This is a genomic window from Micromonospora sp. NPDC047670 (assembly GCF_043204915.1).
Taxonomy (GTDB): Bacteria; Actinomycetota; Actinomycetes; order Mycobacteriales; family Micromonosporaceae; genus Micromonospora.
The window spans coordinates 568,519-580,809 of the sequence record NZ_JBIDDA010000002.1 but is presented as its reverse complement, the minus strand read 5'-3'; the positions used below and the strand labels follow the sequence as shown (position 1 = coordinate 580,809).

The 12,291-nt window shown below is 72.0% G+C and carries 8 protein-coding genes; 3 read left to right on the top strand and 5 right to left on the bottom strand.

Going from position 1 to position 12,291, the window contains the following annotated elements:
* The first annotated feature begins 145 nt into the window (after positions 1–145).
* On the top strand, positions 146–1,648 hold the full coding sequence (locus tag ACGF7U_RS07260; protein WP_393103874.1) for a right-handed parallel beta-helix repeat-containing protein: 1,503 nt from the start codon (positions 146–148) through the stop codon (positions 1,646–1,648).
* A gap of 410 nt (positions 1,649–2,058) precedes the next feature.
* On the top strand, positions 2,059–3,618 hold the full coding sequence (locus tag ACGF7U_RS07255) for a right-handed parallel beta-helix repeat-containing protein (RefSeq protein WP_393103872.1): 1,560 nt from the start codon (positions 2,059–2,061) through the stop codon (positions 3,616–3,618).
* 92 nt (positions 3,619–3,710) lie between these two features.
* Here ACGF7U_RS07255 and pulA read toward each other — a convergent pair whose 3' ends face one another.
* The 4 genes from pulA to ACGF7U_RS07235 all read right to left on the bottom strand — a co-directional run bounded on the left by pulA (position 3,711) and on the right by ACGF7U_RS07235 (position 11,231).
* Positions 3,711–9,212 carry a pullulanase-type alpha-1,6-glucosidase gene (gene pulA, locus ACGF7U_RS07250; protein WP_393103870.1) on the bottom strand — a complete coding sequence of 1,834 codons (5,502 nt, stop codon included), beginning with the start codon at positions 9,210–9,212 and terminating at the stop codon, positions 3,711–3,713.
* Positions 9,213–9,368: 156 nt separating this feature from the next.
* Entirely contained in the window at positions 9,369–10,058 is a 690-nt protein-coding gene (locus tag ACGF7U_RS07245) for a cellulose binding domain-containing protein (protein ID WP_393103868.1), read from the bottom strand.
* 77 nt (positions 10,059–10,135) lie between these two features.
* The gene (locus tag ACGF7U_RS07240) at positions 10,136–10,525 is read right to left on the bottom strand and encodes a hypothetical protein (protein ID WP_393103866.1); all 390 of its coding nucleotides are present in this window, start codon (positions 10,523–10,525) and stop codon (positions 10,136–10,138) included.
* 37 nt (positions 10,526–10,562) lie between these two features.
* Positions 10,563–11,231: a hypothetical protein gene (locus ACGF7U_RS07235; RefSeq protein ID WP_393103864.1), complete on the bottom strand. Its 669-nt coding sequence runs from the start codon at positions 11,229–11,231 to the stop codon at positions 10,563–10,565.
* 19 nt (positions 11,232–11,250) lie between these two features.
* On the opposite strand from ACGF7U_RS07235, the gene ACGF7U_RS07230 reads away from it, so the two are divergent.
* Positions 11,251–11,433 carry a hypothetical protein gene (locus ACGF7U_RS07230; RefSeq protein WP_357465055.1) on the top strand — a complete coding sequence of 61 codons (183 nt, stop codon included), beginning with the start codon at positions 11,251–11,253 and terminating at the stop codon, positions 11,431–11,433.
* 350 nt (positions 11,434–11,783) lie between these two features.
* On the opposite strand, the gene ACGF7U_RS07225 is transcribed toward ACGF7U_RS07230, so the two are convergent.
* A complete protein-coding gene (locus tag ACGF7U_RS07225; RefSeq protein ID WP_393103862.1) occupies positions 11,784–12,194 on the bottom strand; it encodes an ArsC/Spx/MgsR family protein in 411 nt (136 codons plus the stop codon).
* Positions 12,195–12,291 lie beyond the last annotated feature (97 nt).

Sequence of the window (12,291 nt, the reverse complement as noted above, 5' to 3'; positions counted from 1 at the left end):
ATTTGTAGCTGGTCGCGCCGCTTCGAGTGGTGCGACCCCGTCTGGCAGCAGGAAAGGGCGGAAGGCTCTGATGTCCAATGACGTAACGACTCCCGACGGTGGCGCCCCCACGGGCGCACCGACCCGAGGGCGGCGCAAACTCTGGGTGGCTGCGGGCGTTGCCGGACTGACCGGCGTGGTCGGCCTGGCGGCACTGGGCGGCGTGGCCGCCCGCGACGACAAGGCCGGCGGCGTGGACCGGCTGTCGGACGCGCAGGCGTCGACCCCGAAGCAGAACGTCAGCGACGCCGGCACGGCCGACCCGGGCTCCGGCGAGAAAGACGACAAGAAGGACGGCCAGGATTCCCGCGGTGGCCAGGACGACTGGCAGGGCAAGGACTGGCAGGGCAAGGACGGCAAGGACTGGCAGGGCAAGGACGGCCGTGACGGCAAGGACAAGGACAAGGACAAGGACGGCAAGGACGCCAAGGAACTGCCGTGTGACACCGACGTCCTGGTCGAGGCGGTGAACAGGGCCAACGAGGACACCGGCGGGGTGTTCAAGCTGGCCCGCGACTGCACCTACAGGTTCACCGAACAGACCAACAACAACGCCTTCCCCGTCATCGACGAGCGGATCACGATCCTGGGCAACAACTCCACGTTCTTCCACGACGGCACCGAGTTGTTCCGGTTCTTCGAGGTCGCCTCCGGCGGCCAGCTGACCCTGAAGGACCTCACCCTCAAGGGCGGCCAGGTCACCGCGCCCCCGCAACTGCCCACCCGCGCCAACGGCGGCGCCCTGCTGGTGCAGGAGGGCGGCGAGGCCACCCTCAAGCACACCAAGCTGGTCGACAACCGGGCCACCGGCACCGGCAACGGCGGCAACGGCGGCGCCATCTACAACCTCGGCGAGGTCGAGATCCACGACAGCACCCTCGCCGACAACCACGCCCGCGGCAACGGCGAGAACGGCGGCAACGGCGGCGCCATCTACAACGAAGGCGAACTGACCGTCCACGACTCGCACATCGACAACAACACCGCCACCGGCACCGGCAACAGCGGCGGCGACGGCGGCGGCATCGCCAACCGCGACAACGGCACCGCCACCATCGCCTACAGCCAGATCACCAACAACAAGGCCAGCAACGACGGCGGCGGCATCCACAGCGACGACGACGCCCGCCTCACCGTCACCCGCACCAAGATCGCCCACAACACCGCCTGCGACAGCGGCGGCGGCATCCACAACGTCGGCGACTCCACCATGCTGCTGGAGTACGTCATCATCGCCGGGAACAAGGCCACCGACGACGGCGGCGGCGTCTTCCACGACAGCGACAGCATCGCCACCATCAAGCACACCGTCTTCGCCGACAACACCGCCGGCGACAACGGCGGCGGCCTGTTCAACGGCGAAACCCTGAACCTCTACGACAGCGAGTTCAAGGGCAACCACGCCGAACAGGGCGGCGCCATCTACAACGACACCACCGCCGTCCTCACCATCCGCAACAGCAAGATCGTCGGCAACTTCGCCGCCGAAACCGCCGGCGCGGGCGGCATCTTCAACGCCAACAACGCCACCGTCAACCTCGACAACAAGACCATCATCAAGAAGAACGAACCCCGCAACTGCACCAACGTCCCCGGCTGCGCCAACTGAACCACCACATAACGAAGGGATCCCTTCCCCCGCCCGGGGGAAGGGATCCCTTCCGCGCGGCGCCCCCGGGACGGTCCCGTCCCGGACCGGCAGTGCGCCGACCCGGGACGACGTCGCGGGCCCGGAAGACGACGAGGTCACCGGGAGCCGTGGTGGGGGTTCGGCGCCGGTTGAGGCGAGACGTGGCGCAACCCGCCGGTTCGGCACGACTACGCGGCCTCGCTCCTCGCCGTCCGGACCGTCCCGCCCTGACCCGTGTTACCCCTAACGTGGGTTCCTTTCGGATATGGCCGTGAAGAGAAAAAGATTCTCATACGGTGGGCCTCAGTAGCTACAACCGATTTGTAGCCAGGGCAGCCCGCGGTGGCGGAGCGGCCCTGTCTGGTACGAGGAGAGAGCAGAGAGCTCCGATGTCCAACTACCTTCGCAAGAACGCCGAGAACACCGCGCCGAAGAGCCGGCGCAAGCTGTGGCTCGCCACCGGCGTCGCCGGACTGACCGGCGTGGTCAGCCTCGCCGGCGTCGCCGCCGCGAGCAGCGCGGGCGCCGTCGGGGTCGACCGTCTCGCCGACCTGAAGTGGTCCACGGCCGAGCAGGTCGCAAAGGACGACGCCGGTCGCGGCGACCGCGCGGGCGAGACCGGCAAGGGCCGGGAGGGGCAGGATTCCCGCGGTGGCCAGGACGACTGGCAGGGCAAGGACTGGCAGGGCAAGGACGGCAAGGACTGGCAGGGCAAGGACGGCCGTGACGGCAAGGACAAGGACAAGGACAAGGACGGCAAGGACGCCAAGGAACTGCCGTGTGACACCGACGTCCTGGTCGAGGCGGTGAACAGGGCCAACGAGGACACCGGCGGGGTGTTCAAGCTGGCCCGCGACTGCACCTACAGGTTCACCGAACAGACCAACAACAACGCCTTCCCCGTCATCGACGAGCGGATCACGATCCTGGGCAACAACTCCACGTTCTTCCACGACGGCACCGAGTTGTTCCGGTTCTTCGAGGTCGCCTCCGGCGGCCAGCTGACCCTGAAGGACCTCACCCTCAAGGGCGGCCAGGTCACCGCGCCCCCGCAACTGCCCACCCGCGCCAACGGCGGCGCCCTGCTGGTGCAGGAGGGCGGCGAGGCCACCCTCAAGCACACCAAGCTGGTCGACAACCGGGCCACCGGCACCGGCAACGGCGGCAACGGCGGCGCCATCTACAACCTCGGCGAGGTCGAGATCCACGACAGCACCCTCGCCGACCACCCCGCCCGCGGCAACGGCGAGAACGGCGGCAACGGCGGCGCCATCTACAACGAAGGCGAACTGACCGTCCACGACTCGCACATCGACAACAACACCGCCACCGGCACCGGCAACAGCGGCGGCGACGGCGGCGGCATCGCCAACAGCGACAACGGCACCGCCACCATCGCCTACAGCCAGATCACCAACAACAAGGCCAGCAACGACGGCGGCGGCATCCACAGCGACGACGACGCCCGCCTCACCGTCACCCGCACCAAGATCGCCCACAACACCGCCTGCGACAGCGGCGGCGGCATCCACAACGTCGGCGACTCCACCATGCTGCTGGAGTACGTCATCATCGCCGGGAACAAGGCCACCGACGACGGCGGCGGCGTCTTCCACGACAGCGACAGCATCGCCACCATCAAGCACACCGTCTTCGCCGACAACACCGCCGGCGACAACGGCGGCGGCCTGTTCAACGGCGAAACCCTGAACCTCTACGACAGCGAGTTCAAGGGCAACCACGCCGAACAGGGCGGCGCCATCTACAACGACACCACCGCCGTCCTCACCATCCGCAACAGCAAGATCGTCGGCAACTTCGCCGCCGAAACCGCCGGCGCGGGCGGCATCTTCAACGCCAACAACGCCACCGTCAACCTCGACAACAAGACCATCATCAAGAAGAACGAACCCCGCAACTGCACCAACGTCCCCGGCTGCGCCAACTGAGCACAGCCACCGGTTCAGCCGGCATCGGCTGACGCAGAGGACGGTCCGGCCCCCTTCCGCCGAGCGGAAAGGGGGCCGGACACGTGTGTCACCTACTGCTGGACGAAGACCGCCACGCTGCGTGCCGGCACCGTGAACGTGCCGCTCGCCGGGTCGAAGGAGGCCGTCCGCAGCACCTCGTCCGCCGAGGTGCGCAGCACCGGGTGCAGCGCCACGTCCGCCCCGCGCAGCCCGGTCAGCTGCTGCGTCGCCGTCTCAGCGGTGGCGTTGAAGACCACCGTCACCGACTTCCAGCGCCCGTCGAGGCCGCGACCGTCCAGCGTCATGGTGAGCACGCCGGGCGTCTCGGCCGCGCCGGAGAGCGGGAAGGCGACCCGCTTCTGCACCTGCTCCGCCGTCATCAGCCCGAAGACCGGCGAGGAGGCCCGGATCTTCAGCAGCTCGGCGTACCGGGCGTCGGTCAGGGTGATCGCCGCGCAGTCCGGGACCAGCGCGGGATCCGCCAGCAGCGGCTTGGCGTACGGCCACTTGTCCCGGTTGTCCTGCGCGGGCGGCAGGCCGGCGCCGAACCCGTTGCCCCGCGCGCAGTCCCACCGGATCTGGTTGAACCAGTCACCGGAGTTGTACGAGTTGCGGTCCAGCGACTTCGAGCGCAGCCGCTCGGTGCCGGTGGTGACGAATCCGGTGCCCTGCCCCATCACCACCGTGCTCAACGCCAGCACCTGCATCCGGGCCCGGTCCGCCATCGGGGTGTCCTGCGGCAGCTTGTACGCCAGCGCGTCGTACAGGATCTCGTTGTCGTGCGCGTCGACGTAGGTGACCGCCTCCCCCGGCGCCGCGGTGTAGCCGGCGGGCGAGCCGTTGTAGTCGACCTGCGCGCCGGTGACCTGCCGGCCGGCGGAGTCGGTGAACCGGTAGCCGCGCAGGTTGCCGGTGAGCCCCACCTTGATCAGGTCGTGCTGGTGCAGCAGGCGGGCCTTCTGCTCGGCGGCGGACCCGTTCACCGGGTCGCCGTTGGGGTCGGTGAACAGCCCGGAGGCGAAGCCCTGCGCCCGCGGGTTGGCGTCGAACGGCCCGCCGCCGCGCACCGCGTCGCGGAGCCGGTCGTTGAAGGTGCCGATCCCGGTGCCGGCCATGTTGGCCTGGGTGGCCTGCACGAACCGGGCGTCGTCGGCGACCTCGCCGAAGTTCCAACCCTCGCCGTAGAGCAGGATCTTCTTCCCGTCCACGCCGTCGCGGGCCACGGTCAGCTCGTCGAGCGCCCTGCGTACGGCCAGGATGTTCGCCTTCGGGTGGTGGCCCATCAGGTCGAAGCGGAAGCCGTCCACCTTGTACGCCCGGGCCCAGGTGACCAGCGAGTCCACCACGAGCTTGCCCATCATGGCGTGCTCGGGGGCGGTGTTGGCGCAGCAGGTCGAGTTGGCGACGCTGCCGTCGTCGAGGAGCCGGTGGTAGTAGCCGGGCACGATCTGGTCGAGCACCGACTTCGGGTCGGCGCCCGCCGCCGAGGTGTGGTTGTAGACGACGTCCATCACCACGCGCAGCCCGGCGCCGTTGACCCCGGCGACCATCTGCCGGAACTCGGTGGTGCGCCGCGCCCCGGCCGGGTCGACGGCGTAGCCGCCCTCGGGAACCGTGTAGTGCAGCGGGTCGTACCCCCAGTTGTAGCCGTCGGTGTCCGCCACCGCCGCGACGCACTTCTGCTGCTCCTCGGAGTCCGGCGGCAGCGCGGGCAGGTCGCAGGCGGGCTGCCGCTGGTCGGCGCGGCGCTCGGGGATCGTGGCGAAGTCGAACGCGGGCAGCAGGTGCAGGTGGGTCACCCCGGCGTCACCGAGCGCCTTGAGGTGCCTCATGCCGGCGGTCCCCGGGTCGGTGAAGGCGAGGTAGGTGCCCCGCCGCTCAGCCGGCACCGTGCTGTCGGCGACGGAGAAGTCCCGCACCGACAGCTCGGAGATCTGCACCTTCGTCGACGGCACGGCCGCCGGCTTGCGCAGCCGCTCCCAGCCCGCCGGCGCGAGCGCCGGGTCGGCCAGGTCCACGATCTGGCTGTGCGTGGAGTCCGGCGCCAGCGCCAGCGAGTACGGGTCGGTCACCGCGGCGGTGACCATCTTCTGCGTCGCCGGTTGCCACGCCCGCACCTGGTAGCGGTAGTACTTGCCGTACCAGTCGCGGGCGCCGCGCACCGACCAGACGCCGGTGCGGTCGTCGCGGCGCATCGTCACCGTCCTCGGCTGCCCGGTCGGGGAGTCGAAGAGCTCCAGCGACACCTGCCGCGCCGTCGGCGCCCAGACCGCGAGCGTCGGCACCCGGCCGGCGAAGGTCGGCCCGAGCTTCGCGTCGGCGGCCCCGGCGTAGACGTCGTCGAGCACGCCGGGGATCTGCACGCCGGTCGCGGCGAGCAGGGTGCCCCCGGCGTCCCGCTCGGTCACCAGGAGCTGCCCGCGCAGGGCCGCGGGAACCTTGCCCAGGTCCCGCCGGTCCAGCGTGAAGCTCCGGTACGCCCACAGGTGCGGGAAGGACGCGCGCTGGGCCTCGGTGAGCCCGTTGCGCTGCGCGTCGAGCGGAAGCGTCGTGTACGTGCCGACCAGCTCGCCGTCGGCGACGGTGACCCCGCCGGCCGGGGCGGCGACCAGGGCGTACGTCCTGCCGTCGGTGGGCCCGGTCCGCCAGGCGACGGTCGAGCGGTCGATCCAGTGCGCCTTCTGCTTCGTGATGTCGACGTCCCGGGCGGCGCCGGACGCGGTGGACGGCAGGAGCCGCCCGGGCGTGCCGGCGAGCAGCCACACCTCGCGGCCGGCGGCGGTGAAGTCGAGCCGCTGGTCGTCGGGCAGGTCCTTCTCGTCGCCGCGGTGGATGATGTAGCTCAGCCCGGTCGCCCCGGCCGCCAGCGGCACCCGGAAGACGGCACCGAAGGAGTCGACGCTGGTCGGCGCCATCGGCGTGGCCCAGTCCGTCGGGGTGGCGGCGCCGTCCCACAGGTGCAGGCCCCAGCCGTCGTAGTTGCCGTCGGCCCGGCGGTAGTGGATGACCGCGGTGCCGTCGGCGACCGGCGGGTCGGGCTCGCCGGTGGCGGCCTGCCGGGTGGGGTAGACCGTCGGGTCGCCCTGCTTGAGCCAGACCTCGCCGGTCTGTGTCACGTCGATGGTGCGGTCCTGGCCGACGTCCTTGTTGCCGTCGGCGTCCACCACCAGGAAGCCGACGGACTTCGCGCCGGGCTTGAGCTTCACCCAGGCGAACCGGCCGTAGGAGTCCTCACCGGCGAACGGCTGTCCCTTGGGCCACTGGGTGGCGTACGCCGGGTCGATGTCGCCCCAGGCATAGAGCCCCCAGTCGGCGTAGCCGCTGGCCGGGCGCTGGTAGTGCACCACCGCCCAGTCGCGGGAGGCGGAGGCGGCCGGGGTGCCGACGGTGGCGGTGGACCGGGCGGTCGCGGTGCGGCCCTTACCGTCGCGGACGACGGCCTTGTACTCGATCTTCGTGCCGCCGGCCAGGCCGGTCAGGTCGTGGTGGACCGTGTACGGGGCCCGGTCGGCGCTGCCGAGCAGGGTCCACCTCCCGCCGGCGACCCGGGCGGCGACGCTCACGGTGGCCAGCGGGTCGCCGGTGACCCGGGCGGTGACGGCGGCCTTCGTGGCGACGGGCTCGCCGGGCGCCGGGGCGGTGATCGTGAGCTGCGGCGCGGCGTCGGGCAACGCGATCGGGGTGCCGGCGCGGTGCACGACGGCCGACAGCGGCGGCACGGTCAGGGTGAGCTTGCCGTCCGCGCCGGCGACCTGGGCGGCGCCGCCGCCGTACACGCCGGTGAAGGTGGCGCCGGCCGACCACGTGTCCACGGTGACAGTCTGCGCGGTCGCGGCGTTGTTCACCGCGACGACGTACTCGGTGCGCTGCTTCGGGTCGATCCGGGAGAAGGCGAAGACGCCGGGGCCGTCGGCGGCGTACCGGGTGACCTGGACGCCGTCGCGCAGGGCCGGATGCGCCTGGCGCAACGCGCCCAGCTCGGCGATGGCCCGGTAGAGCGGGTGCGTCGGGTCGAACTGGTCCGCCGCGTGGGTGCGGTCGGTGCCGAGCAGGTCGTCGTCGAGGTAGTCGGGGGTCTGCGAGGCGAACATGTCCTGCCGGGCGTCCTTGTCCCCGCCGGGGCCGGTGAAGCCCTGCTCGTCGCCGGAGTAGACCACCGGCTGGCCTCGGGTGAGGAACATCAGCTCGTGGGCGAGCCGGTCGCGGCGCAGGTGGCTGGCCGGGTCGGTGCCACCGCCCGCGATGAACGAGCCGATGCGGCCCATGTCGTGGTTGCCGAGGAAGGTGGTCAGCCGGCCCGCGTCGGTGTCGCGGGAGTTGTAGAGGTCGTCGCGGGCGTACACGTCGGCGAGTGCCTTGGCGGAGCCGTCACCGGCGGTGTAGCCGCGCGCGGCCTCCTGGAAGGCGAAGTCGAGGGTGGCCGGCAGTCCGCCGCGCCGCACGTACGTCGAGGTGATCTCCGGGTCGGCGCTGTAGACCTCGCCGAACATGAAGAAGTCCGACTTGCCCGCGCGGTCGGCGGCGCGCTCGATGCCCTGGCTGAACTGCGGCCAGAAGTCGAGGTTGGCGTGCTTGACCGTGTCCAGCCGGAAGCCGTCCACGCCGGTGGACTCCACCCACTCGGAGTAGATCTCCGTCAGCCCGCGCACCACCTCCGGGCGCTCGGTCCACAGGTCGTCGAGGCCGAAGAAGTCGCCGTACTCGCTGTTCTCCCCGGCGAAGGTGGAGTCGCCGCGGTTGTGGTACATGGTCGGGTCGTTGAGCCACGCCGGGACCTTGACCTTCGCGTCGGCGGGGGTGGCGAACGTCGGCGTGTACGGGAACGACGTGGTGTCGACCTTCGGGAAGTCCCGGCTGCCGTCGGCGTAGTTGCGGTCCTCGAAGGCGCGCCCCTGCGCGTCGGTGTAGGGGGAGGTCGCCTTGTCCACGTAGGTGTAGCTGTCCTCGGCGTACCTGATGACGTCGGCGGTGTGGTTGACGATGACGTCGAGGTAGACCTTGATCCCGCGCTGGTGGGCGAGCCGCACCAGCCGCTTCAGGTCGTCCTTCGTGCCGAAGTGCGGGTCGACCTGGGTGAAGTCGGTGATCCAGTAACCGTGGTATCCGGCGGAGACGTCGGACCCGGTGCCCTGCACGGGGCGGTTCTTGAAGATCGGGGCGAGCCAGATGGCCGTCGTGCCGAGCCCCTCGATGTAGTCGAGCCGGTCCATGACGCCCTTGAGGTCGCCACCGTGGTAGAAGCCCTTGTCCTTCGGGTCGAGGCCGGTGGCGAGCCGGTCCCCGGTCAGGCCGCCGGTGTCGTTGCGCCGGTCGCCGTTGGCGAACCGGTCCGGCAGGACGAAGTAGAACTGCTCGGCGCGGGCCTGGCTGCTCCCGGCCTTGAGCAGCGCCTCCGCCGAGGGCTCGGCACGCCACTGCGCGGCGCCGGCGGCGGCGAGCGGACCGGTGCCGTCCGGGCCGGCCGTGGCGGCGGCCCCGACCTGGTGTACGGCGACCGGGGCGCCCACGAGGGTGAGGGTGAGCATGCAGACGAGGGCGAGCAGGGCCTTGCGCGGTATCGGCGGGGGTTTCATCGACGGCCTTCCTCTGGTCGCTGATTGGCCCGCACGCTAGCCCTTGCCGAAACATTCTGCAATACCTTGCAAACAGCGTCGCAACAAAGCAGTCGGCTTGCAAAAGGCGCGGCCCGGCGCAACCCGCGCCGGGCCGAGGTGGGTCCTTCGGGTGACCTACAGCCCGCGGCAGGCGCCACCGTCGACGGTGCAGCTCGTCGGGCGCCCCTCCGCGTGCTCGACATAGAACCGCAGCGCGACCGACGCGCCCCCGGCCAGGTCCTCGCCGCTGTGGTAGGTGAAGCCGTCGTCGGTCCGCCTCGCCGTCCCCTGCGGCGCCCCCTCGATCCACGCGCTGCCCAGCCGCCCGCCCGGGAAGGCCAGGCGCGCCGTCCACTCCCGAGCGGTGGTCGACGCGTTGCTGACCAGCACCTCACCGACGAACCCGTCGTGGAACTGCTCCACCACCCGGTACCGCCCGCTCACCGGCGACGCGGGGGACGGCGGCACCACCAGCACCGCGTCGTCGGTCCGGCTGGCCGTCGGGGACGGCGTGCGACTTCCCGTGGAACGGTCCGGGGTGGGCCGGCCGGTGGCGCGGCCGGGCGGCGTGGGCGACGCCCGCCGCGACGGCGACGCAGTCGTCGCCGGAGTGCTCGGCGAGGCCCGCGGGTCGGGCAGGGCGAGGGTCGGCTCGGGCGGGCGGGGCTGCGCGTCGAACGCGGGGCTGCGCCCCCGGTAGGCGCCGAGCGCGATGACCAGCAGCACCACCATCACCGCGACGCCGACCGACACCACGATCCAGGGCGAGGACGCGATGGCGGCCGTGCCGTAGGACTTGCTCGGAGTTCGGTCCGTCCCGGACATGTCCCTCCTCCAGCGGTCGTCCCGGGCAGCGTAGCGGTCGGCGACGACGGGGTGGGACGCCGAGCGCTACCCGCGGGTCAGGCGGACCGCAGCACCGTGCAGATGACCGGGCCGTCGTCGGTGGCGCGCAGCAGGTAGCGGTAGCGCTCGCCGCGCACCGCCCGGCCCTGGCTGTCCAGGAACTCCCACTCGACGGCCACCATCGTCAGCAGCGCCGACATCGGCTGCACGTCCTCGATGGCCGCGTGCGCGGCCACCAGCTCGCGCTCCTGGTAGTCGGGGGCCGCGCCCACGAAGGACAGTGCCACCGCCGCCGGGGAGGTGAAGGAGAAGCTGTAGGTGTCGGCGACCACCAGCCCCGGCAGGGCGTAACAGCCGGCGATGGCGGGCAGGTCGCCGGTGGTCAGCGCCAGGCCGTACCGGTCGAAGAAGTCGGCCAGCGTGTCGAGATCGGTGGAAGCTCTCACGGGGACAGCATTTGCCGGCCGGCCGTCGCGCCAAACCTCACCGCGCCGGGACGCGTACCTCGATCTCGGCGCCCAGCCGGGCGTCGCCGGCCAGCCCGAGGTCGTCGCCGCTCCAGAACCGCCCGGGGTCGTACCAGTTGGGACGCCGTCCGGCGGGCAGCAGCCCCATCGCCTCGTAGGTCACCGCCACGACCTCCGCGCAGTACGCCGTCTCCAGGGCGCGGTCACGCCCCGACGCGCCGGAGCGGTCCCGGCCCGCCCGGGGCAGCGCCGGCACCCGCAGCGCCGGCACCCGGCCGCGCAGCCAGCGCCAGGCGAGCTGGGCGGTGGACGGGAACGGCGTGCCGTCGAGGCGGGCGACGGTGCGCAGCACCGCGTTCTCCACTTCCGCGTCGGCCGGCGGGTCGAGCTGGCGCAGCCACGCCCGCTGGCCGTACCGGTTGGCCCAGACGCAGACCGCGTCGCGCAGGTCGTGCAGCTGCACGCCGCGCTGGTGGGTGCCGGACCACATGTCGGGCAGCGACCTGCCCAACTCGGCGTGCCACATCAGGGGCGGCATGTCGTCCAGCACCACGGCCATGCCGACGTGGTTGACCGGGCTGTTGGTGGTCAACTGGATGGCCCGGTCCGGCACGCTGCGGCCCCGGAACACCCACACGTCGCCGGTGCGGGTCAGCTCCACTGCCTCGTCCAGACTGATGCTCATGGGGGTCTACCCTAGGCCGATGCGGCAACGGATGCGGTGGTGGAAGGTGCTCGGGCTCGCGGGTCTCGCCGGCGTCGCGGCGTCCGGGGTGGTGATCGCGCGGGCCGAACGGCGACGCCGGGCGTACACCCCGGAGGAGATCCGGGCCCGGCTGCGCGACCGGCACGCGGAGGCGGCGGCGCCCGCCGACGACGCGCGCTGACCGGCGTCAGTCCTCGTCGTGGTGATTGCCGTCCCAGCGTCCGCGGGGTGTCGAGCCGCACCGGCCCGTCCGCGTTGCCGGCGAAGTCGTTGTCCTCGATCCGGCAGGACACGCAACTGCCGGCCGGGGTGATCCAGAGCCCGTGGGTCTGGGTCCGCCCGTCGCGGTCCCAGACGCGGTTGCCCCGCACGGTGGCGGAGTCGACCGCCGCGTCGACGGTGATCCCGGCGCGGACCGGCGGGGCGGCCGGGAGTTCGCAGGACGCGCCGGCCGGCGGCGTGTCCTCGTTCCATCCGGTCGGGGAGTCCGCCCCCACCTCGGCGAGGGTGCGGTCCACGGGCGGAAACGCGCTACCGCGGCGAGGCGGGGCCCGGCTCCGCGTCGCCGCCGGGCGTCGCGCCGCTGCGGCGCACCGCCTCCGCCAACGCCTCGGGGGTACGGCCCACGAGCGCGCTGCCGTCGTCGAGCAGCAGCAGGGGCCGCTGGATCAGCTCCGGTGCGGCGACCATCGCCTCGATCCAGCGCGGCTCGGCCGCCTCGTCGCGCGGCCAGTCCGCCATGCCGAGGGCGACGGCGGCGGGCTCCTGGGTGCGGCAGACGTCCCAGGGGCGCGCGTCGAGCCGGCGCAGCACCTCGGCCAGTTCCGCCGCGCTCGGCGGCCGGGTGAGGTACGGGCGGACGCCGTAGCCCACCCCGGCCTCGTCCAGCGCGGACCGGGCGGCGGCGCACTTCGAGCAGGACGGGTTGTTCCAGATCTCCATGCCGTCATGGTCGCAGCCGTCCGGCCGCCGGGGGCCGGACGGCGGGTGCTCGCCCCGGCTGGTTCGCGGGCCGGTGCGGGTGGTCCCTTTCGACCCG

Coding starts and splice junctions, on each gene's coding strand:
- ACGF7U_RS07230 (WP_357465055.1), top strand. CDS start 11,251: ATGCGGCAACGGATGCGGTGGTGGAAGGTGCTCGGGCTCGCGGGTCTC.
- ACGF7U_RS07255 (WP_393103872.1), top strand. CDS start 2,059: ATGTCCAACTACCTTCGCAAGAACGCCGAGAACACCGCGCCGAAGAGC.
- pulA (WP_393103870.1), bottom strand. CDS start 9,212: ATGAAACCCCCGCCGATACCGCGCAAGGCCCTGCTCGCCCTCGTCTGC.
- ACGF7U_RS07245 (WP_393103868.1), bottom strand. CDS start 10,058: ATGTCCGGGACGGACCGAACTCCGAGCAAGTCCTACGGCACGGCCGCC.
- ACGF7U_RS07225 (WP_393103862.1), bottom strand. CDS start 12,194: ATGGAGATCTGGAACAACCCGTCCTGCTCGAAGTGCGCCGCCGCCCGG.
- ACGF7U_RS07235 (WP_393103864.1), bottom strand. CDS start 11,231: ATGAGCATCAGTCTGGACGAGGCAGTGGAGCTGACCCGCACCGGCGAC.